General features: G+C 73.6%; 15 protein-coding genes. 7 read left to right on the top strand and 8 right to left on the bottom strand.

All coding sequences use genetic code 11. The features are described 5' to 3' along the window. Positions 1 to 71: 71 nt before the first annotated feature. Positions 72 to 4,883, bottom strand: a complete 4,812-nt coding sequence (locus tag ACFVT2_RS38300) for a DEAD/DEAH box helicase (protein ID WP_390025814.1) — start codon at positions 4,881 to 4,883, stop codon at positions 72 to 74. A 148-nt stretch (positions 4,884 to 5,031) separates the two neighbouring features. On the opposite strand from ACFVT2_RS38300, the gene ACFVT2_RS38295 reads away from it, so the two are divergent. The 3 genes from ACFVT2_RS38295 to ACFVT2_RS38285 all read left to right on the top strand — a co-directional run bounded on the left by ACFVT2_RS38295 (position 5,032) and on the right by ACFVT2_RS38285 (position 7,298). Continuing rightward, complete coding sequence (locus ACFVT2_RS38295; protein ID WP_390025812.1) at positions 5,032 to 5,958, top strand: AraC family transcriptional regulator; 927 nt, start codon at positions 5,032 to 5,034, stop codon at positions 5,956 to 5,958. 210 nt (positions 5,959 to 6,168) lie between these two features. Beyond that, positions 6,169 to 6,993 carry an AzlC family ABC transporter permease gene (locus ACFVT2_RS38290; protein ID WP_390025840.1) on the top strand — a complete coding sequence of 275 codons (825 nt, stop codon included), beginning with the start codon at positions 6,169 to 6,171 and terminating at the stop codon, positions 6,991 to 6,993. After that, positions 6,990 to 7,298 (top strand): AzlD domain-containing protein, encoded by a 309-nt coding sequence (locus ACFVT2_RS38285; RefSeq protein WP_390025810.1) that lies wholly within the window; start codon positions 6,990 to 6,992, stop codon positions 7,296 to 7,298. Before ACFVT2_RS38290 ends, ACFVT2_RS38285 begins: the two co-directional genes overlap by 4 nt. Positions 7,299 to 7,352: 54 nt before the next feature. On the opposite strand, the gene ACFVT2_RS38280 is transcribed toward ACFVT2_RS38285, so the two are convergent. Continuing rightward, positions 7,353 to 8,276 (bottom strand): hypothetical protein, encoded by a 924-nt coding sequence (locus tag ACFVT2_RS38280; RefSeq protein ID WP_390025808.1) that lies wholly within the window; start codon positions 8,274 to 8,276, stop codon positions 7,353 to 7,355. A gap of 578 nt (positions 8,277 to 8,854) precedes the next feature. Here ACFVT2_RS38280 and ACFVT2_RS38275 point away from each other — a divergent pair. After that, positions 8,855 to 10,270, top strand: coding sequence for a hypothetical protein (locus ACFVT2_RS38275; protein WP_390025807.1), 1,416 nt, complete (start codon positions 8,855 to 8,857; stop codon positions 10,268 to 10,270). Positions 10,271 to 10,340: 70 nt separating this feature from the next. Here the strand turns inward: ACFVT2_RS38275 and ACFVT2_RS38270 are convergent, their stop codons facing one another. From ACFVT2_RS38270 to ACFVT2_RS38260, 3 genes are all read right to left on the bottom strand, one after another. Next, positions 10,341 to 11,525, bottom strand: a complete 1,185-nt coding sequence (locus tag ACFVT2_RS38270) for a TerD family protein (RefSeq protein ID WP_390025805.1) — start codon at positions 11,523 to 11,525, stop codon at positions 10,341 to 10,343. A gap of 179 nt (positions 11,526 to 11,704) precedes the next feature. Then, positions 11,705 to 12,385 carry a transglycosylase SLT domain-containing protein gene (locus tag ACFVT2_RS38265; RefSeq protein WP_390025803.1) on the bottom strand — a complete coding sequence of 227 codons (681 nt, stop codon included), beginning with the start codon at positions 12,383 to 12,385 and terminating at the stop codon, positions 11,705 to 11,707. Positions 12,386 to 12,458: 73 nt separating this feature from the next. Then, positions 12,459 to 13,037 carry a TerD family protein gene (locus ACFVT2_RS38260; RefSeq protein WP_390025801.1) on the bottom strand — a complete coding sequence of 193 codons (579 nt, stop codon included), beginning with the start codon at positions 13,035 to 13,037 and terminating at the stop codon, positions 12,459 to 12,461. Positions 13,038 to 13,194: 157 nt separating this feature from the next. Between ACFVT2_RS38260 and ACFVT2_RS38255 the strand changes: the two genes are divergently transcribed. After that, on the top strand, positions 13,195 to 13,608 hold the full coding sequence (locus ACFVT2_RS38255; protein ID WP_390025799.1) for a sec-independent translocase: 414 nt from the start codon (positions 13,195 to 13,197) through the stop codon (positions 13,606 to 13,608). A 29-nt stretch (positions 13,609 to 13,637) separates the two neighbouring features. Here ACFVT2_RS38255 and ACFVT2_RS38250 read toward each other — a convergent pair whose 3' ends face one another. The 3 genes from ACFVT2_RS38250 to ACFVT2_RS38240 all read right to left on the bottom strand — a co-directional run bounded on the left by ACFVT2_RS38250 (position 13,638) and on the right by ACFVT2_RS38240 (position 16,351). Further along, a complete protein-coding gene (locus ACFVT2_RS38250; RefSeq protein WP_390025838.1) occupies positions 13,638 to 13,973 on the bottom strand; it encodes an ArsR/SmtB family transcription factor in 336 nt (111 codons plus the stop codon). Positions 13,974 to 14,157: 184 nt separating this feature from the next. Then, complete coding sequence (locus ACFVT2_RS38245) at positions 14,158 to 15,783, bottom strand: LCP family protein (RefSeq protein ID WP_390025797.1); 1,626 nt, start codon at positions 15,781 to 15,783, stop codon at positions 14,158 to 14,160. Beyond that, complete coding sequence (locus tag ACFVT2_RS38240; protein WP_390025795.1) at positions 15,776 to 16,351, bottom strand: DUF6542 domain-containing protein; 576 nt, start codon at positions 16,349 to 16,351, stop codon at positions 15,776 to 15,778. The genes ACFVT2_RS38245 and ACFVT2_RS38240 overlap by 8 nt, the downstream gene beginning before the upstream one ends. Positions 16,352 to 16,733: 382 nt before the next feature. On the opposite strand from ACFVT2_RS38240, the gene ACFVT2_RS38235 reads away from it, so the two are divergent. After that, complete coding sequence (locus tag ACFVT2_RS38235; protein ID WP_390025793.1) at positions 16,734 to 16,928, top strand: DUF3046 domain-containing protein; 195 nt, start codon at positions 16,734 to 16,736, stop codon at positions 16,926 to 16,928. A gap of 45 nt (positions 16,929 to 16,973) precedes the next feature. Continuing rightward, positions 16,974 to 18,002 (top strand): AI-2E family transporter (locus tag ACFVT2_RS38230; protein ID WP_390025791.1); only part of this gene is annotated, 1,029 nt, incomplete at its 3' end.

Here is an 18,002-nt window from a genome sequence, read left to right as displayed (position 1 = left end):
ATCATGCACCGCCGGGCGGCGGACCGGACCGGGTGGCCTACGTGCGGTCCCGGTGCCCGCCGCCGTCGGGATCAGCCGCGCAGCCGCAGCCCCCGGGGCGTCGGGTGGAAGCCCGCGGCCTCCAGGACGGGCGCGTAGGGGGAGGTGAGGGCGGCGGTGCCGTTGATGCGCTCGGTGGTGAGGGTGCCGACGGCGCCGGCTCGGGCCGCGTCGGTGAGGGTTTCGACGGCGGTCCGCAGGCGGGGGTCGGCGGCGGCCTCGGCCGGGTCGGAGCCCAGCGGCCATATCAGCAGGGTCTTGCCGCCGCGCTCCAGATAGAGCGCCAGCTCACCGTCGACCAGGACGACCAGGGAGCCCGCCTTGCGGCCAGGCTTGTGGGTGGCCCCATGGGGCGGCTCGGGCCAGGGCAGCGCGGCGCCGTACGCATTGGCCGGGTCGGCGGCGGCGAGGACCAGGGCGCGGTGGGGGTACCCCCGGGCGGAGTCCGGGGGAGGTCCGCCGGGGCGGGGCTGCCCCGGGCCGCCGTCCGGGAACGGGGCGTCGGTGCTGCGCTCCCGCTGGGTGCTGATCGCCCGCAGGCGGTCCACCGCGCCGTCCATCGCGAACTGGGCGGCGCCCAGCCCCTCGACGACGTAGCCGCGGCGCGCCTGCCCGGACTCCTCGAAGACGGACAGGACGCGGTAGGCGGCGGAGAATCCGCCGGTGACGCCCTCGGCGGCGACCGCGCCGCGGGTGACGATGCCGTGCCGGTCGAGGAGCGTACGGGCCAGGGCGTGGGCGCGGTGGGTCGGGTCCGCTGCGGGCGCGGGCAGCAGGGACCAGCGGCCGCCGACGGTCGGCGGGCCGGAGCGGGAGGCGGTGGGGCGCGCGGCCGCGGTCAACGTGCCGTACCTGCCCCGGGGGACGGTGCGGCGGGCGCGGTGGGCCGTGGAGCCCGCCGTGCGGCCCGAGCCGAGCAGGGCGCGCAGCGGGGCGAGGGTGTCGTTGGTGAGCCGGCCCGACCAGGCCAAATCCCACAGGGCGTCGGCGAGCTGCGGATCGGTGGCGTCCGGATGCGTGGTGGCGCGGACCTGGTCGGCGATCTGACGGAAGAACAGGCCGTAACCGGGGGCGAGGGCGGACAGCACGGACTCGTGCAGTGCGGACAACTCCAGGGGCAGCGGGGGCTGGAGCAGCAGCGGCGCTGTGTCGGCGAGATGGAGGGAGAGCCAGCCATCCTTGCCGGGCAGGGCGCCCGCGCCGGCCCACAGCACCTCACCGGTGGCGGTGAGCTCGTCCAACAGGGCCGGGGTGTAGCCGCTGACCCGGGACGGCAGGATCAGCTTCTCCAGGGCGGAGGCCGGCACCGGCGCGCCCTGGAGCTGCTCCACGGCGCGGACCAGACCGTCGATGCCGCGCAGCCGGTACGTGGCGGAGGGGGTGGCGGCCGGCGGTGCGGGCGCGCCGGAGGCGGGGGCCGGGCGCGGGAGCCCGACGTGCTGCCACTGGGGGAGGAAGGCGGCCAGCGCGGCGGGCGGCACCGGCTCCAACTCCTCGCGCAGCGCGGCCAGCGAGCGGCGGCGCAGCCGGCGCAACACCTGGGCGTCGCACCACTCCTGGCCGATGCCCTGCGGGTGGAACTCCCCCTGGACGATGCGGCCGGCGGCGGCCAGGCGCTGGAGGGCGCCGTCGGTGACGGCGGTGCCGAGGCCGAAGCGGGTGGCCGCCTGCTCGGAGGTGAACGGGCCGTGGGTGCGGGCATAACGGGAGAGCAGATCGCCCAGCGGGTCCTTGACCGGCTCGGTGAACGACTCGGGGACGCCGACCGGGAGCGCGGTGCCCAGGGCGTCCCGGAGCCGGCCGGCGTCCTCGACGGCGGCCCAGTGCTCGGTGCCGGCGATCCGCACCCGGATGGCGCGGCGGGTCGCGGCCAGCTCCGCGGACCAGGTCGGCTCGGCGCCGCGCTCGGCCAACTCGGCGTCGGTCAGCGGCCCCAGCAGCCGCAGCAGGTCGGCGACGCCCTCGACGTCCTTGGCGCGACGGTCCTCGGTGCGCCATTGGAGCTCGCGCTCCAGCTCCGCCAGCACCTCCGCGTCCAGCAGTTCGCGCAGCTCGGCCTGGCCCAGCAGCTCGGCCAGCAGCCGGGAATCCAGGGACAGTGCGGCGGCGCGGCGCTCGGCGAGCGGGGAGTCGCCCTCGTAGAGGAACTGGGCGACGTAGCCGAAGAGCAGCGAGCGGGCGAACGGGGACGGCTCGGGCGTGGTGACCTCCACCAGGCGGACCCGGCGGGCCTCGACGTCGGCCATCAGCTCCGTCAGACCGGGGACGTCGAAGACGTCCTGGAGGCATTCGCGGACCGCCTCCAGGACGATCGGGAACGACCCGAACTCGCTCGCCACCTGGAGCAGTTGGGCGGCGCGCTGGCGCTGCTGCCACAGTGGGGTGCGCTTGCCGGGGCTGCGGCGGGGCAGCAACAGGGCGCGCGCCGCGCACTCCCGGAAGCGGGAGGCGAACAGCGCGGAGCCGCCCACCTGGTCGGTGACGAGCTGGTCGACCTCGCCCTGGTCGAAGACCACGTCGGCGGCGCCGACCGGGGACTGCTCGGGGTCGTATTCCGCACGGTCCGCGGCAGCGAAGCCGGCGTCGCCGACGCCGTCGAGGAAGTCCAGGCCCATCAGGTCGGCGTCCGGCAGTCGCAGCACGATGCCGTCGTCGGCGTGCATCACCTGGGCGTCCAGGCCGTAGCGCTCGGCGAGCCGGGCGCCCAGGGCCAGCGCCCAAGGGGCGTGCACCTGTGCCCCGAAGGGGGAGTGGATGACGACCCGCCAGTCGCCCAGTTCGTCCCGGAAACGCTCGACGACGATGGTGCGGTCGTCCGGGACGTGGCCGCAGGACTGGCGCTGCTCGGCGAGATAGCCCAGGACGTTGGCGACCGCCCAGGCGTCGAGCCCGGCGGCGGACAGCCGGGCGCCGGCGTCCTCCGGGGAGAGCGAGCCGATCTCACGGAGGAACGCGCCCAGCGCACGGCCCAGTTCGAGTGGGCGGCCGAGCTGGTCGCCCTTCCAGAACGGCAGCCGGCCGGGTACCCCGGGGGCGGGGGTGACCAGCACCCGGTCGCGGGTGATGTCCTCGATGCGCCAGGACGTCGTGCCGAGCGTGAAGACGTCGCCGACGCGGGACTCGTAGACCATCTCCTCGTCCAGCTCGCCCACCCGTCTGCCACCGCCCTTGCCGGAGCTCTCGCCGGCCAGGAAGACGCCGAACAGGCCGCGGTCCGGGATCGTGCCGCCGGACGTCACGGCCAGCCGCTGGGCGCCGGGGCGGCCGGTGACGGTCTGCGCGACGCGGTCCCAGACCAGGCGCGGGCGCAACTCCGCGAAGGCGTCGGACGGATAGCGGCCGGCGAGCATGTCCAGCACGGCGGTGAACGCGGACTCAGGGAGCGCGGCGAACGGGGCCGCCCGGCGGACCACGGCCAGCAGCTCCTCGACGTCCCAGGTGTCCATCGCGGTCATCGCGACCACCTGCTGGGCCAGCACGTCCAGCGGGTTGGTGGGCACCCGCAGCGCCTCGATGGCGCCCGAGCGCATCCGCTCGGTGACCACCGCCGCCTGCACCAGATCGCCGCGGTACTTGGGGAAGACGATGCCCTTGGACACCGCGCCGACCTGGTGGCCGGCCCGGCCCACCCGCTGGAGCCCGGAGGCCACCGACGGCGGCGACTCCACCTGGACGACCAGATCGACCGCGCCCATGTCGATGCCCAACTCCAGACTGGACGTGGCGACCACCGCCGGCAGCCGCCCGGCCTTGAGGTCCTCCTCCACCTGGGCGCGCTGCTCCTTGGAGACCGAACCGTGGTGGGCGCGGGCCAACAGCGGCGGCGCGCCCTTGGCGGCACCTGACTGGGCCATCAGCTCGGCGGGGGAGTGGTGCTCGGGCAGCGTCGTGGCGGAGTCGCCCGCATCGAGCACAGTGCCCACGGTGCGCTCGTAGGCGATCTCGTTGAGGCGGTTGCACAGCCGCTCTGCGAGGCGGCGGGAGTTGGCGAAGACGATCGTGGAGCGGTGGGCCTGGACGAGATCGGCGATCCGCTCCTCGACCTGCGGCCAGATGGAGGGCTTCTCGCCCGTCTCGCCCTCCTGGACGGGGGCGCTGCCGAGCTCGCCCATGTCCTCCACCGGGACGACCACCGAGAGGTCGAAGCGTTTGCCGGACGGCGGCTGGACGATCTCCACCCGGCGCCGCGGAGACAGATAGCGGGCCACCTCCTCCACCGGGCGGACCGTCGCGGACAGCCCGATCCGGCGCGCCGGGCGGTCCAACACCTCGTCCAGCCGCTCCAGGGACAGCGCCAGATGGGCGCCGCGCTTGGTGCCGGCGACCGCGTGCACCTCGTCGAGGATGACCGTCTCGATGCCGGCCAGCGCCTCCCGGGCCGAGGACGTCAACATCAGGAACAGCGATTCCGGCGTGGTGATGAGGATGTCCGGCGGGCGGGTGGCCAGCGAGCGGCGCTCGGCGGCCGGGGTGTCCCCGGAGCGGATGCCGACCCGGATGTCCGGCTCCGGCAGCCCGAGGCGGACCGATTCCTGGCGGATCCCCGTCAGCGGACTGCGCAGATTCCGCTCCACGTCGACGGCGAGGGCCTTCAAGGGCGAGACGTACAGCACCCGGCAGCGCTTCTTCGGCTCCGCGGGCGGCTGGGCGCTCGCCAGTCCGTCCAGCGACGCCAGGAACGCGGCCAGTGTCTTGCCGGAGCCCGTCGGGGCCACCACCAGGACGTCCGACCCTTCGGCGATGGCTCGCCAGGCGCCCTCCTGCGCGGCGGTGGGCGCGCTGAACGCCCCGGCGAACCATCCACGGGTCGCGGGCGAGAACGATGCGAGCGCTGCCTGGGTCATGTCCCCCATCGTGCACCGGACCACTGACAATCCGGTCCTGAGCCGGCCCCGAGCCGGTCGCGAGCCGCGCCCGCCCCGGCCGGACCGCGGCCGTCCACGGTGCGGACGCCCCGCCTCCCGCCCGCCGGCCGGCCGCACAATGAAGGGCATGGTCATGATCAGCGCGGGTGGTGCGCAGGCCGTGCCACAGGTCCGCGGCGAGTGGGCGCGCCACTGGAGCCATCCCGGACTGCCCGGCCTCGACCTGCTGCGTGCCCGCTACGTGCGGCACTCCTTCCCCCGCCACGCCCACGACGGCTACGTGATCTGCGTGGTCACCTCCGGGATCGAGGCGGTCGGCCTGCGGGACGGCGTGGTCCGGGCCGGCCGCGGCGGCATCGTGATGATCAATCCGGAGGTGCCGCACACCGCGCGGGCCGGCGCCCCCGAGGGCTGGACCTACGCCACGCTCTACCCGTCGGCGGAACTCGTCGCCGAGGTCGCCGGCGAGACCACCGGGCTGCGCGGCACCGCGGGCTTCGTCCGGACCGTCGCCGACGAGCCCGATATCGGCCGGCTGATCGCCGGCATCCACCGGGCCGCGGAGGCGGGCAACGCGCTCGCCGCCGACAGCCTGCTGCGGATCGCGCTGGCCCGGCTGCTGCGCGGCCACGGCGGCGCGCTGCCGTCCCGTACGCCCCGTACGGCGGGCACCCGCACCGCCGCCCGGGCCCGCGCCGTCCTGGAGGAGCGGATGGCCGACCCGCCCACCCTGGAGGAACTCGCCCGGGAGTTGGAAACCAGCCCGTTCGCGCTGCTGCGGGCCTTCCGGGCCGCGTACGGCATGCCCCCGCACACCTGGCTCACCGACGCCCGGGTGCGGCGCGCCCGCCGACTCCTGGAGGCCGGCACCCCGCCGGCGGAGACGGCGGTGGCGGTCGGCTTCACCGACCAGCCGCATCTGAACCGGCATTTCACCCGGATCGTCGGGGTGCCGCCGGGCGCGTACCGCCTGGAGCGCGCGGCGGCGGACGGCGGGGCGGGTGTGGACGCCGGGCGTGCGGGGACGCCGGCCCGCGGCAGCGGGAAACGGTAGCCGGCGCTCCAGATACCCGGCAGAACCCCGGTCGACCGGGCGCAAGAACGTACAAGACCGTTCAGGAGGCGTCCTCCTAGGGTCCGGGGCGTGACAGAAGAGGCAGCAGCAGAACAGGTAGTTCAGGCGGATCAGGCGGATCAGGCAGATCAGGTAGATCAAGGGGATCGAGCAGTACGGACAGAGCCCAATCGCGCCGCGGGGACGGAGATACCGACCGCCCGGGGCCGCGCCCCGGGGGAGTTCGGGGCGCATGACGGGCCGCCGCCCGTACCGGCGCGGCCCGACTCCGCCGTCATCAGGGACGCGCTGGGCGTCGGCGTCGCCGTCGGGCTCTCCGGCTTCGCCTTCGGCGTGACCTCCGCCGGCGCCGGGCTCAGCCTCTGGCAGACGTGCGCGCTGAGCCTCCTGGTTTTCACCGGGGCCTCGCAGTTCGCCCTGGTAGGCGCGCTCGCCGCGGGCGGCAACCCGTTGACCGCCGTGGCCGGCGCCTTCTTCCTGGGCGTCCGCAACGCCTTCTACGGGCTGCGGCTCTCCGCTGTCCTCGGCTACCGGGGTGCGGTCCGGCCACTGGCCGCCCACTGGGTCATCGACGAGACCGCCGCCGTCACCCTGGCCCAGCCCGACCGGCGCAGCGCCCGGCTGGGCTTCACCGTCACCGGACTGTCGCTGTACGTCCTGTGGAACCTCACCACCCTCGGTGGGGCCCTGGGGGCCCGGGCGCTCGGCAACACCGACGCCTGGGGCCTGGACGCGGCCGGCCCCGCGGTCTTCGTGGCGCTGCTCGCGCCGATGCTGCGGTCCACCACGGAGCGCTGTACGGCCGGCCTCGCGGTCCTGCTGCTCCTGGTGACGCTGCCGGTCCTGCCCGCCGGCGTGCCGGTGCTGCTGGCGGCGCTCGCCGCACCGGTCGTCCTCGCCGCCCAAGGGAGGTGGCGGCGGTCGCCCGCCCCACAGGAGGCAGCACCCGCGACACCGACCCCACAGGAGCGGGCCGGTAAGGACCACGGCACCACCGGGGAGGACCGGGCATGACCCTCTGGATCGCGATCGGCGCCACCGCCGTCGGCTGCTACCTGGTCAAGTTCCTCGGCCTGTCGGCGCCCGCCGGCGTCCTGGAACGCCCCCTGGTCAAGCGGCTGGCCGCGCTTCTCCCGGTGGCGCTGCTGGCCGCGCTGACCGCGCAGCACACCTTCAGCGACGGCCAGCACCTGATGCTCGACGCCAAGGCCGCCGGCGTCGCCGCCGCGGTCGTCGCGCTGTTGCTGCGGGCCCCGTTCCTGCTGATCGTCGCGGTCGCGGTGGCCGTCACCGCGGGGGTGCGGGCACTGGGCGGGTGACCGCGCCGCCGCGCCGCCCGCGGGGCCCGGCGACCGGCCGACCGGCCGTCCCCGTCAGCCCAGTGGCCGCCCGTACGCCCGGAGCGTGAGCAGCGCCTCCAGCGTCACCATCGGGCGGCTCTCCAGCTCCGTACCGGGCGCCCAGAGGCGCCAGGTGACGGGCCATCCGCCGTCCGCCCCCTGGAGCGCGACGAGGTGGTCCAGGGACCGGTCCATCTCCTGGTCGGTGAACCAGCCGCGGGCCAGCGAACCGGGCGCGGCGGCGAAGTGGTAGGCGAAGTGGTGCTCCCCGGGGGCGTACCCCTCCGGCACCGGGGCCTCGGCCGCCCGCGCCGGATCCAGGACGACCAGGCCCTGTTCGCGGACCAGTCGGCCCAGGCGCTGCGCGGCGGCGGCCGCCCGCGGCCGGTCCGGGGCGCCGTTCAGGAAGGCCACCGCCGCCGCGGCCTCGTAGGGGTGGGTCTTCTCCAGGGACTCCACGACCGACCAGCAGTAGTCGGTGGCCCGGAACAGCCAGGCGTGCCACACCTGATTGCGGTGCAGCAGTCCCACCACCGGGCCGGTGGCCAGGAGGGAGCTCGGCGGGTCGTCCACCACCGGGATCCAGGGCGCGGCCGGATAGCCGCGCAGCGAGGGGTGCACCGCCGGCAGCGCCCCGTCGGATGTCGAGATCCCCGTCAGGTAGCGGCAGATCCGCTCCACCCGGCGGCCGTCGCACCGCTCGATGCGGTCCAGGACCTTCAGCGCGTGCGCGGTGTGCAGCGGCTGGCTGACCGGGCCGCGCAGGTCGGGTTCCAGGGCGTGGCCGTAGCCGTCGTCGTCGTTGCGGTACGCGGTGAGCGCGGTCTCGACCGGGTCCGCGCCGCCGCCGAGGAAGTGGTACGCGAAGAGCCGCTGCTCCAGCAACCGGGCGGTCAGCCAGACGAAGTGCTCGGCGCGCGCCAGAGGGGACGCTGGGGGGCTTACGTTTTCGGCCATGGCCCGACCGTAGGGGCCAAACCCCTTTGCGGCACGGGCTCGGGGCCCGCTGCCCTCCGAGGGCGGGATCCTGGAGGCATCCGGTTGACGGCCTCCTTCGTGGACGCGGGGCGTCTCCAGGGGTGGGACGGGGATTGCGGGTTCGCGGTGCGCATGCTGCAATGCCGCGCGTGATGGGTCAACTCCCGCTCCACAGACGCCTCTTCCTGGACCTCGCGCGGCTCGCGTCCGCGGCGTGTCGTCCGGCGGGTCGCTGACCCTGCACCGTTCGCCCCTTTCGTCCGTCTACGTTCCGGGCGTCAGCCGTCCCGGACGGCGGCCGCGTCACCGTGTCCGACGGTTGCCCCGTGCAGGACCGGCCGCCCCGGATACCGACGGTCGTCGCACCGGCCGACCCGAGGGGGCGTCAACCAGTCGCCCCGGCAGGCCGATTGCCCGGCGCACCGTCCCGTACCACCGCTTCCGTCCCTGACCGTGCGACCCGCGTGTGCGCCGTCCCGCTCGCGCTCCCCGCGCGCCCGACTCCGGTGCGTGCCTTTCCCGATCCCGATCCCGATCCCGAATCCTGGAGCCGATTCATGCCCACTCGCAGCACTCGCGTTCTCGCGCTCGCCGCCGCCCTGGCCGCCGTCCTCGGTACGGCGGGGCCGGCGCGGGCCGCGGCCCCGCCCGCCAACCCGTACCTCGCCGCGGGCGGAGCGGGGGCCATGCACGGCGACACCGCCTCGTCGGACACCACGCCCCGCAGCGGCCCCGGGACGGGCGAGACCGTCAGCCATCGCACGGCGTTGCAGTCCGCCTGCCCGACCGTGCTGGCCGGGTCGGACGGCTATCCGGTGGCCGTCTGCACCGGCATCTTCGACCGGGCGCCGCACGTCCACCTGCTCGACCCGGCGACCGGCGCCTCGCTCACCGAGCTGACGCTGGCCAAGTCCAGTGTCCTGGGCGGCATCTACAGCTATCTGGACGAGCGGGACCGGCTCGTCGTCGCCGACGGCTCCGGTGACCTGCTGCGGATCGCCCACGCCCGGAAGGCCGACGGCGGATGGGAGCTGAAGGTCGTCGAGCGGACGCCGCTGACCGGCGCCGTATCGTCCGGGGACAGCGTGGTCGGGCTCTCCCCGGACTGGCGGGGGCGGGTGTGGTTCGCGACCGCGCACGGCCTCGTCGGCACGGTCGACACCACCACGAAGGCGGTGCGGACGACGGACCTCGGCGAGGCGGTGGCCAACTCCCTGTCTACGGCCCCCGAGGGCACCGCGGTGACCACCGACCACGCGCTGTACCTGCTGCGCGCCGGCGCGGACGGCGCGCCGCGGGTGGTGTGGCGGCGGGCCTACGACCGCGGGCCGGCCCGCAAGCCGGGGCAACTCAGCCACGGGACGGGGGCCACACCGACGTTCTTCGGGCCGCGCACCGGCTCCGAGTACCTCGCGATCACCGACAACGCCGCCCCCCAGGAGCACCTGATCGTGGTGTCCACCGAGGACGACCGCACGGTGTGCCGGATACCCGTCCTCGACCCCAATGGGAGCGGCACCGAGAACTCGCCCATCGGGGCGGGCAACAGCGTGTACGTGGCCAGCACCTACGGCTATCCGTACCCGGCGGTGCCGGACGGCGCGGGTCCGGCGGAGCCCGCGAGCGCACCGTTCACCGGTGGACTCACCCGGGTCGACATCGACCGGGACGGCGGCGGCTGCGCGATCCGCTGGGACACCCGGATCCGCTCGGCCGCGGTACCCAAGCTGTCCGTCGCCGACGGCACGCTCTACACCGTGGAACGCACCGGCGTCCTGGATCCGGCGCGGACCGGCATCCTGGACCGTTACGACTTCCTGGGCGTGGACGCGGAGACCGGCCGGGTGACGAGCCGTCGCCGCCTGGGGACCGGGTTCCTCTTCGACACGCTCCAGATGGCGGGCAACGCCACGCCCGGCGGGGTGTGGTGGCAGGGCACCCTCACCGGGGTGGTGCGGATCGCGCCCAAGTGAGCCCGGACGCACCGGAGCCCGGCCGTGGCGGTGCACGGCCGGGCTCCGGCGGGTCATGCCGAGCGGCGGGTCACTCGTACTCGTCGCCCTCGTAGTAGTTGTTGACGACGACCTCGGGCTCGTCGTCGCTGAACGCCTCGTTCAGCAGTGCACCGCCGACCAGGCCGGCGGCGCCGGCGCCGATCAGCGCGCCGGTGCCGAAGCGCCGGCCGCCGCCCTGCTGGTGGTCGGGCTGCTGTGCGTAGCCCTGCTGGGGGTAACCCGGCTGCGCCTGCTGCGGGTAGCCCTGCTGGGCGGGCTGCGGATAGCCGGCCTGGGCCGGGGTGTAGAACGGCGGGGCGGTGGTCTGCACCCGCTGCGCACAGCCGCCGCAGGTCTGGACCTGGCGCGGCACGCCCCACTGCGGGGACCACAACACGGGCGTCATCCCGGGGCCGTGGCTGGGGTCGAAGAAGCAGGTCATGTCGGAACTTCCTGTCGGTTGCGGTGATGTGGCAGGGGTGAGACCCGGTCCGGACGCTGCCGTTCCGGCGGCCGCCGCCACGGCCACGGACGTCGCCGTGGGCGTGGGCGGTGCCGGCGGGGCGGCGGGCCCGGTGGAGGGTCCCCCCTGCTCGAACGGTGTCGAGAGCGTGGGGGCGGGCGGCGCGGGCTGGGCCGGCGCGGCCGCGGGGGCCGGCTCCGCGCGCAGCACATCGACGCCGTAGTCCTGCGCGATACCGGCGAGCCCGGAGGCGTAACCCTGGCCGATCGCGCGGAACTTCCAGTCCGTGCCGTGGCGGTACAGCTCGCCGAAGACCATGGCGGTCTCGGTGGCGGCCTGGCCGGCGAGGTCGAAACGGGCCAGCTCGGCGCCGCCGGCCTGGTCGACGACGCGGATGTACGCGCTGCTGAGTTGGCCGAAATTCTGTCGGCGCTGCTCGGCCTCGTAGAGCGAGACGGGGAAGACGATCTTGGCGACCTCGGGCGGGACCGTGGCGAGGTCCACCTCGATCTGTTCCTTGTCCTCACCGGTGGGGCGGCTGCCGGAGTGCCGCACCGCGCCGTCGGGGCTGGTGAGGTTGTTGAAGAAGACGAAGTGCTGGTCGGAGAGGACCGTGCCGGACTCGCCGCACAACAGCGCGCTGGCGTCCAGGTCGTGGCCGGTCCCTGCGGCGGCTCCCACCTGCCAGCCCAGCCCCACCCTGACGGCGGTCAGACCTGGGGCCTGTTTGCTGAGCGACACATTGCCGCCCTTGGTCAGGGCCACGCCCATGAGCTTCCTCCATCACGTTCCCGGCATCCGGCGTCCGTCGGCTACAACGCCAAGGAAATCAGCAAGGTTCCCTATCTTGCGCAATGCTTGAAGTATGCGGTTGTGCTGACGTCAGAAGCGCGCCACCAGCGCGTCCTGACGCCTTCCTGTCGCCGTTCTGGCACCGTGCGACGGTCTTGTCACCGTGCGACCGCGCGGCCGGCCTGCGTCCAGTTCTCGTGCAGTCGGTCCAGGTAGGACTGGGCCTGGCCGCCCGGTGGGGTGCCGCGGGCGAAGGCGAGCATGTTGCCCGCGCCGGCGTTGTAGCCCAGCGCCAGCAGCTCGTCGCGGGTGTGTCCGGCGGGCCATCGCGCGGGCAGTTGGCGGTTCAGGTCGTGCAGGTACCAGGCGGCCGCCTCGACGGCGAGGGTCCGGTCGTCCGGTAGCTCCTCCCACTTCCGATCGGCGAAGTCCCGCCCGCGCTTGACCTCGTCGAACGCGGCCCGGTGCATGTTGGCGACCCCGAACGCGGCATCGGGTTTGTAGCGCTGCCAGGCCCGCTCCAGCGCCGGATCGTGCGGTTTGTACGCCTCGTTGTAGAGGATCGCCATCAGCAGCCGGGGGTGGACGCCGGCCGCCGTCGCGTACTTGCGCACCGCGGCGGCGCAGTCGGCCGGGTCGTACGCCCCGTCGGGTCGCGGGGTCGTGGCGCCGCCGCCGGGCGTCGCGGACGGGGCGGCGTCCGGGGCGGCGGACGACGTGGTGGACGGGCGCGGTGCGGCGTCCGGGGCGGTGCCGTGGTCGGTGTGCGACACGGCCCAGACGGCCAGGGCGGCACCCGGCAGCACCAGCCACCGCCACCGCACCCGGGAACCAGCCATCTCCCGCTCCTTCCGTTACGCGCCGGACCGGCGCTGTACCAGCGCCGTACGGGCGCCGTGTCCAGCGTGCCGCTCAGCCGACGTTGACCCCGAAGTCCTGGGCGATACCGCGCAGTCCCGAGGCGTAGCCCTGGCCGATGGCGCGGAACTTCCACTCCGCGCCGTGCCGGTAGACCTCGCCGAAGACCATGGCGGTCTCGGTGGAGGCGTCCTCCGTGAGGTCGTAGCGGGCGATCTCCCGGCCGTCGGCCTGGTTGACGACCCGGATGAAGGCGTCGCGGACCTGGCCGAAGCTCTGGCCGCGCTCCTCGGCCTCGTAGATGGAGACCGGGAAGACGATCTTGCCGACCTGGGGCGGGACCGTGGCCAGGTCGACCTGGATCTGCTCGTCGTCGCCGTGGCTGCCGCCGGTGAGGTTGTCGCCGGAGTGCACCACGGAACCGTCGGGGCTGGTGAGGTTGTTGAAGAAGACGAAGTGCTGGTCGGAGAGGACCCTCCCGGACTGCTCGCACATCAAGGCGGAGGCATCGAGGTCGTAGTCGGCGCCGGTGGTGGTCCGGACGGCCCAGCCCAGGCCGATGGTCACCGCGCTGAGGCCCGGGGCCTCCTTGCTGAGCGAGACGTTGCCGCCCTTGGACAGGGTCACACCCATGAAAAACCCTCCAGCAGTCCTGAAACCTGTCTGTGTTGTCGTTCTGGACAACGCGGGGAACCTCATGTTGGTTCCATGGTTGCGCAATATCTAAAATGTCTGTGGACGTGCGTACGGCAGTGGCGCGGCGCACCGGTGACCCACAGGGAGTGGCGGGATGTTTCTGGGAATGAGTACCCCCGATCTGCTCGTCGTCGGCATCCTGGCGGTGCTGCTCTTCGGGCCGGACAAACTGCCGGAGTTCCTCAAGAACGCCACCGCGCTGCTGCGCAAGGTACGGAACTTCTCCGAGCAGGCGAAAGAGGAAGTGCGCACCGGACTGGGCCCGGAATTCAAGGATTTCGAGTTCGAGGACCTGCATCCGCGGACCTTCGTCCGCAAACAACTGCTCGGCAACGACGACCTGGGAATCGGGGAACTCCGCGACGGGATCGGGGAGCTCCGCGCCGCACTCGACCCGGAGCCGGTGGCGGCACCGCACGAGAGCCGGGTTCCGGTGGACCTCCGCAAGCGGTCGGTGGACGGCGGGCGCTCGGGGGAGCGGCCGCCGTTCGACGCCGACGCGACCTGAAGGGCCCGGCCCGCGCGCCCGGCCGGGCTTCAGCCGCCCAGACGGCGGAGCCGGGCCGGCGAGGCGTCCGCACTACGGGCGGTGAGTTGGACGACGAGCTTCCGCGTCACCGCGACCGTCTCGGGGTCGTCGACGAAGTACACCACTCGTCGGCCCTCGCGGCGGGAGCGGACCAGGCCGGCCAGTTTCAGCTTGGACAGGTGCTGGCTGATCGCGGGCAGCGCGCCGCCGACCCGTTCGGCGAGTCCGCTGACGTCACTCTCGCCCTGGGCCAGTGCCCAGACGATGTGCAGCCGCGGGGGAGAGGCCAGCAGTCCGAACAGCGCGGCCGCCTCGGCCAGCACCTCGGTGGACGGGTCGGTCATCGCGCCCGTACTACCGCCCGCACCCTCGACGCTCTTCACCACTGCGGCTCTCCCCGTTTCTGGCCCCCGGACGGCCCAGTCTAGGCGGCGCACCCCCGGCCCGTACGGTCGCCGGTGCGGACGGTGTTACGGATACGGGCGGGGGCTCGGGGGGCCGCCGGTGCCACCGGCGGCCCCCCGAGCGTCAGTTGACGCAGGGGATGCCGCCCTCCTTGACGGAGTCGCCGGCGAAGGCGTCGGACGGCACGGGCGCCGGAGCGTTGTCCTTGGCGCCCGGTGCGGTGGACTTCTCCGACGTCGCCGGCGGGGCGGTGAAGTCGGCGCCGAGGATGACCTGCACGTGGCCGGCGGGCACCGAGGCCGAGGAGACCGGCGCGGCGGTGCTCAGGCGGTCGGCGATCTGCTGGGCGGCTTCCTGGGCGCCGGCGCCGTAGAGGATGGTGGTCCGCTGCCGGGGGGCGGCGTTGTCGGCGCGGCCCGCGGTGTAGCCGAGGGCGGCCAGCGCCTTGAGCTCGTCGCCCGCGGCCCCCGGCTTCACCTTCCCGGCGCCGTTGAGGACGTCGACGGTCGCCGGGGCGGCCTTCGTGGACGGCGACGGCGCGCCGCCGCCCGATCCGTCCGGGGAAGCGGATTTCCCGCCGATCAGGGACTGCACGATGGACTGGATCTTGGGGACGTCCACGAGGTTGACGGACTCGCGGTTGCGGGTGCCGAAACCGGCGATGGGCAGGGTGTGGAACACCACGTTCCCGCCGGTCAGGTTGGTGGCCTGCTGGGCGAAGTCGAGCACGTCGAACTTGCTGTCGATGACCAGGTCCTTCTTCACCACGTCGAACAGCCCCTGGAGCTTGCCCAGATCACCGAAGACCCCCTCGGTCTTCAGCTTGTGGGTCACCGACGACAAGAACGCCTGCTGGCGGTGGGTGCGGTCCAGGTCGCCGCCCTCCAGGCCGTGCCGCTGCCGCACGAACGCGAGCGCCTGCTTGGGGTTGAGCTGCTGATGACCCGCGCCGAAGTCGGCACCGGAGTACCGGTCCTTGACCGGGTGCTTCAGACACACCTCGATCGGCTGGAGGACCTTGGCGATGTCGTAGAAGCCCAGCAGGTTGACCTCGGCGAAGTGGTCGATCGGCACCTGGAGGAAGTTCTGGACGGTCGCCAGCGTCGCCTCCCGGCCGGCCTCCCGGCTCTTGCCCTCCAGGTCGGCGCCCTTGACGCCCTGGGCGGAGAGCTTGTCGTGGGCGACCGTGTAGGCGTTGCCGTACGCCTCCTTGATCTTGAAGTGCCCCTGGGAGGTGCCGTCGCCGTTGAACGTCTGCACATAGTCGTCACGCGGAACGGAGAAGGCGGTGACCTTCCCGCCGTCCGCGGGAATGTGCATCAGGATCAGGGTGTTGGTGTTGTAGTACCCGATGTCGCTGGAGCCGGCGTGCAGCTGGTCCTTGACGAACTCCCGCGGCAGGTCGTTGCCGTTCATGTCCTTGCGCGAATCCAGGCCGATCAGCAGCAGGTTGACGGAGTTGTCCAGGTGCTTGGGTGCGTCCTTGCCGCCGATGGCGCTGAGCGCGTCGGAGGTGTTCAGCCCGCTGCTGACCCAGTTGTACGCCGCCCAGGACACCCCGCTGGCCAGGAGGACCAGCGCCGAGGAGAGGGCCAGTGCGGTCCGTCCGACGACGACCAGGGGGGAACGTCGCCGCCCGTCCTGCCCGTTGGGCGCGCGGCGGCGCGCGGCCCGGCCGCCCGTCCCGCCGGACTCCCGGTCATCCGGTCCGTACGGACTCCGCCCGTAGGGGCTCCGCTCGTCATGCACCGCTGTTCCTCCCGCTCCGCTTCCGGTCGCCGCGCCGGCCGGCTCGTATGTTCCGGACCACCAGCCCCACGATCAGCACCGCCTCGGCCGCCGCCATGGCCGGGAACCCGTCCACGGCCCAGCGCACCGCCGCCGTCGCCAGACCCTTGCCCTGGACGGTGGTGATGCCCGCCATCTGCTCGCACGCCACGGTGACCACCGCCACCACCAGCGGCGGTGCAGATATCAGCCACCACGCGCCGGCCCGGGTGCAGGTCTTCGCGACCAGCGCCGCACCGAGCGCCGCGGCCACCGCGAACACCCAGCCCGGCCGCCCGCCGAGCGCCATGTCGACCGCGGCGCCGGCGACCGCCACCACCAGTGCGACCAGGGCGGCGCGGCCCGACCGCCGCCCGTGGCCGGCCCGCCCCGATCGCGCGCCGGCCCGCCCGGGAGCCGGCCCGATGCCGTCCGCCCCCTGGTACCGGTCCCCGCGGCGACGGGGGCCCGGCACCCGGCGTGACACCTGTGCCGGATCTCGCGCCAGGTCGTCGTACCCGTTCGGGGCTTCGGTGCGCTGACCTGTCATTGGCATCCTTATGGACGGCCGGACCGGCGAGGCGGTCGCGGGGCGTGCCGCGCGGCGGCAGAAGAGGGCGGTTCCGGCCAGGAAGACGACGATTGCGCCGAGCCGGTTTCACATTTGACTGCTCGATTGCGCAATCTAGCAAGTGTGTGGGGGTGATCGGACCAGCCGTCCGGGGCGCGCCGCGGCCGGCCGGGACCCGGGCGACCGGGCCGCGACGCCCCGGTGGTGCGGACGGCGGACCCGGCAGCGGCCCGTCCTCGCTGGCCTTCCGTCCGGCTCCGGCGGTATGAAGGAGCTGGGCTCGAACGCCCCCTCGGGCGCTCGCGCGAAGCGGCGGGAAGCCGGGGAAGGTGCAGGCCGGAGTGGGTGTGAGGCGGGAATCATGCGGTTGACGGTGTTCTGGGAGCGGATGGCGGACCACTTCGGTACGGCCTACGCCGACTCCTTCGCGCGCGATCACGTGATGTCGGGGCTCGGTGGCCGCACCGTCCACGAGGCACTGGCGGCGGGGTGGAGCGCCAAAGAGGTGTGGCGGGTGGTCTGCACGGCGATGGACGTACCGCAGAACAAGCGGTGAGCGGGCGGCGGCCGGGTGTCAGCGCGGTGCGCGACACTTGGCTGCGTGTCCGTGACAGATGAGATCAGCAGCCACGACGGCCCCCGCCCCGGCGACCCGCCGCAGGACCGGTCCGATGGCCGACGGGCGGAGCGGATGCCGCGCTGGCTCCCGCGTGCCATGGTGCTCGCGCTCGCTCTGGTGGCCTGCTTCCAGCTGGCCACCTGGGGCTTCCACCAGCTGATCGGCCTGCTGCTGAACGTGCTCATCGCGTTCTTCCTGGCGCTGGCCATCGAGCCGGCCGTCGACTGGATGGCCGGCCGCGGCATGCGGCGCGGGCTCGCCACCGGCCTGGTGTTCCTGGCGATCCTGGTCGCCACGGTGGGCTTCTTCACGCTGCTGGGATCCATGCTGGCCGGCCAGATAGCCACCATGGTCGAGGAGTTCCCGCAGTACCTGGACTCCGTCATCAGCTGGAGCAACAGCACCTTCCACACCCACCTCTCCCGGGTCCAGGTGCAGAACAACCTGCTGAACTCCGACTGGCTGCAGAAGTACGTCCAGGACAGCGCCAACAACGTCCTGGCGGTCTCCGCCCAGGTACTGGGCGGGCTGTTCAACCTCCTCACCGTCGCGCTGTTCTCGTTCTACTTCGCCGCCGACGGCCCCCGGCTGCGGCGGGCGCTGTGCTCGGTGCTGCCGCCCCGTCGGCAGGCCGAGGTGCTGCGCGCCTGGGAGATCGCGGTCGCCAAGACCGGCGGGTACCTCTACTCCCGCGGCCTGATGGCGCTGATATCCGGGGTCGCGCACTACGTCCTGCTGGAGATCCTGGGCGTGCCCTACGCCCCGGCGCTCGGCATGTGGGTCGGCCTGATCTCGCAGTTCGTGCCCACGATCGGCACGTACATGGCGGGTGCGCTGCCCATCCTGATCGCGTTCACCGTCAATCCCTGGTACGCGCTGTGGGTCTTCGGCTTCGTCGTGGTCTACCAGCAGTTCGAGAACTACCTCCTCCAGCCCCGGATCACCGCAAAGACCGTGGACATCCACCCCGCCGTCGCCTTCGGCTCGGTGGTCGCCGGTACGGCCCTGATC

The sequence above is a fragment of the Streptomyces sp. NPDC058000 genome, assembly GCF_042886435.1.
In the GTDB taxonomy this organism is placed as follows: Bacteria; Actinomycetota; Actinomycetes; order Streptomycetales; family Streptomycetaceae; genus Streptomyces.
The sequence above is the reverse complement of the archived record's forward strand: the minus strand, read 5'-3'. Positions and strand labels throughout refer to the sequence as shown.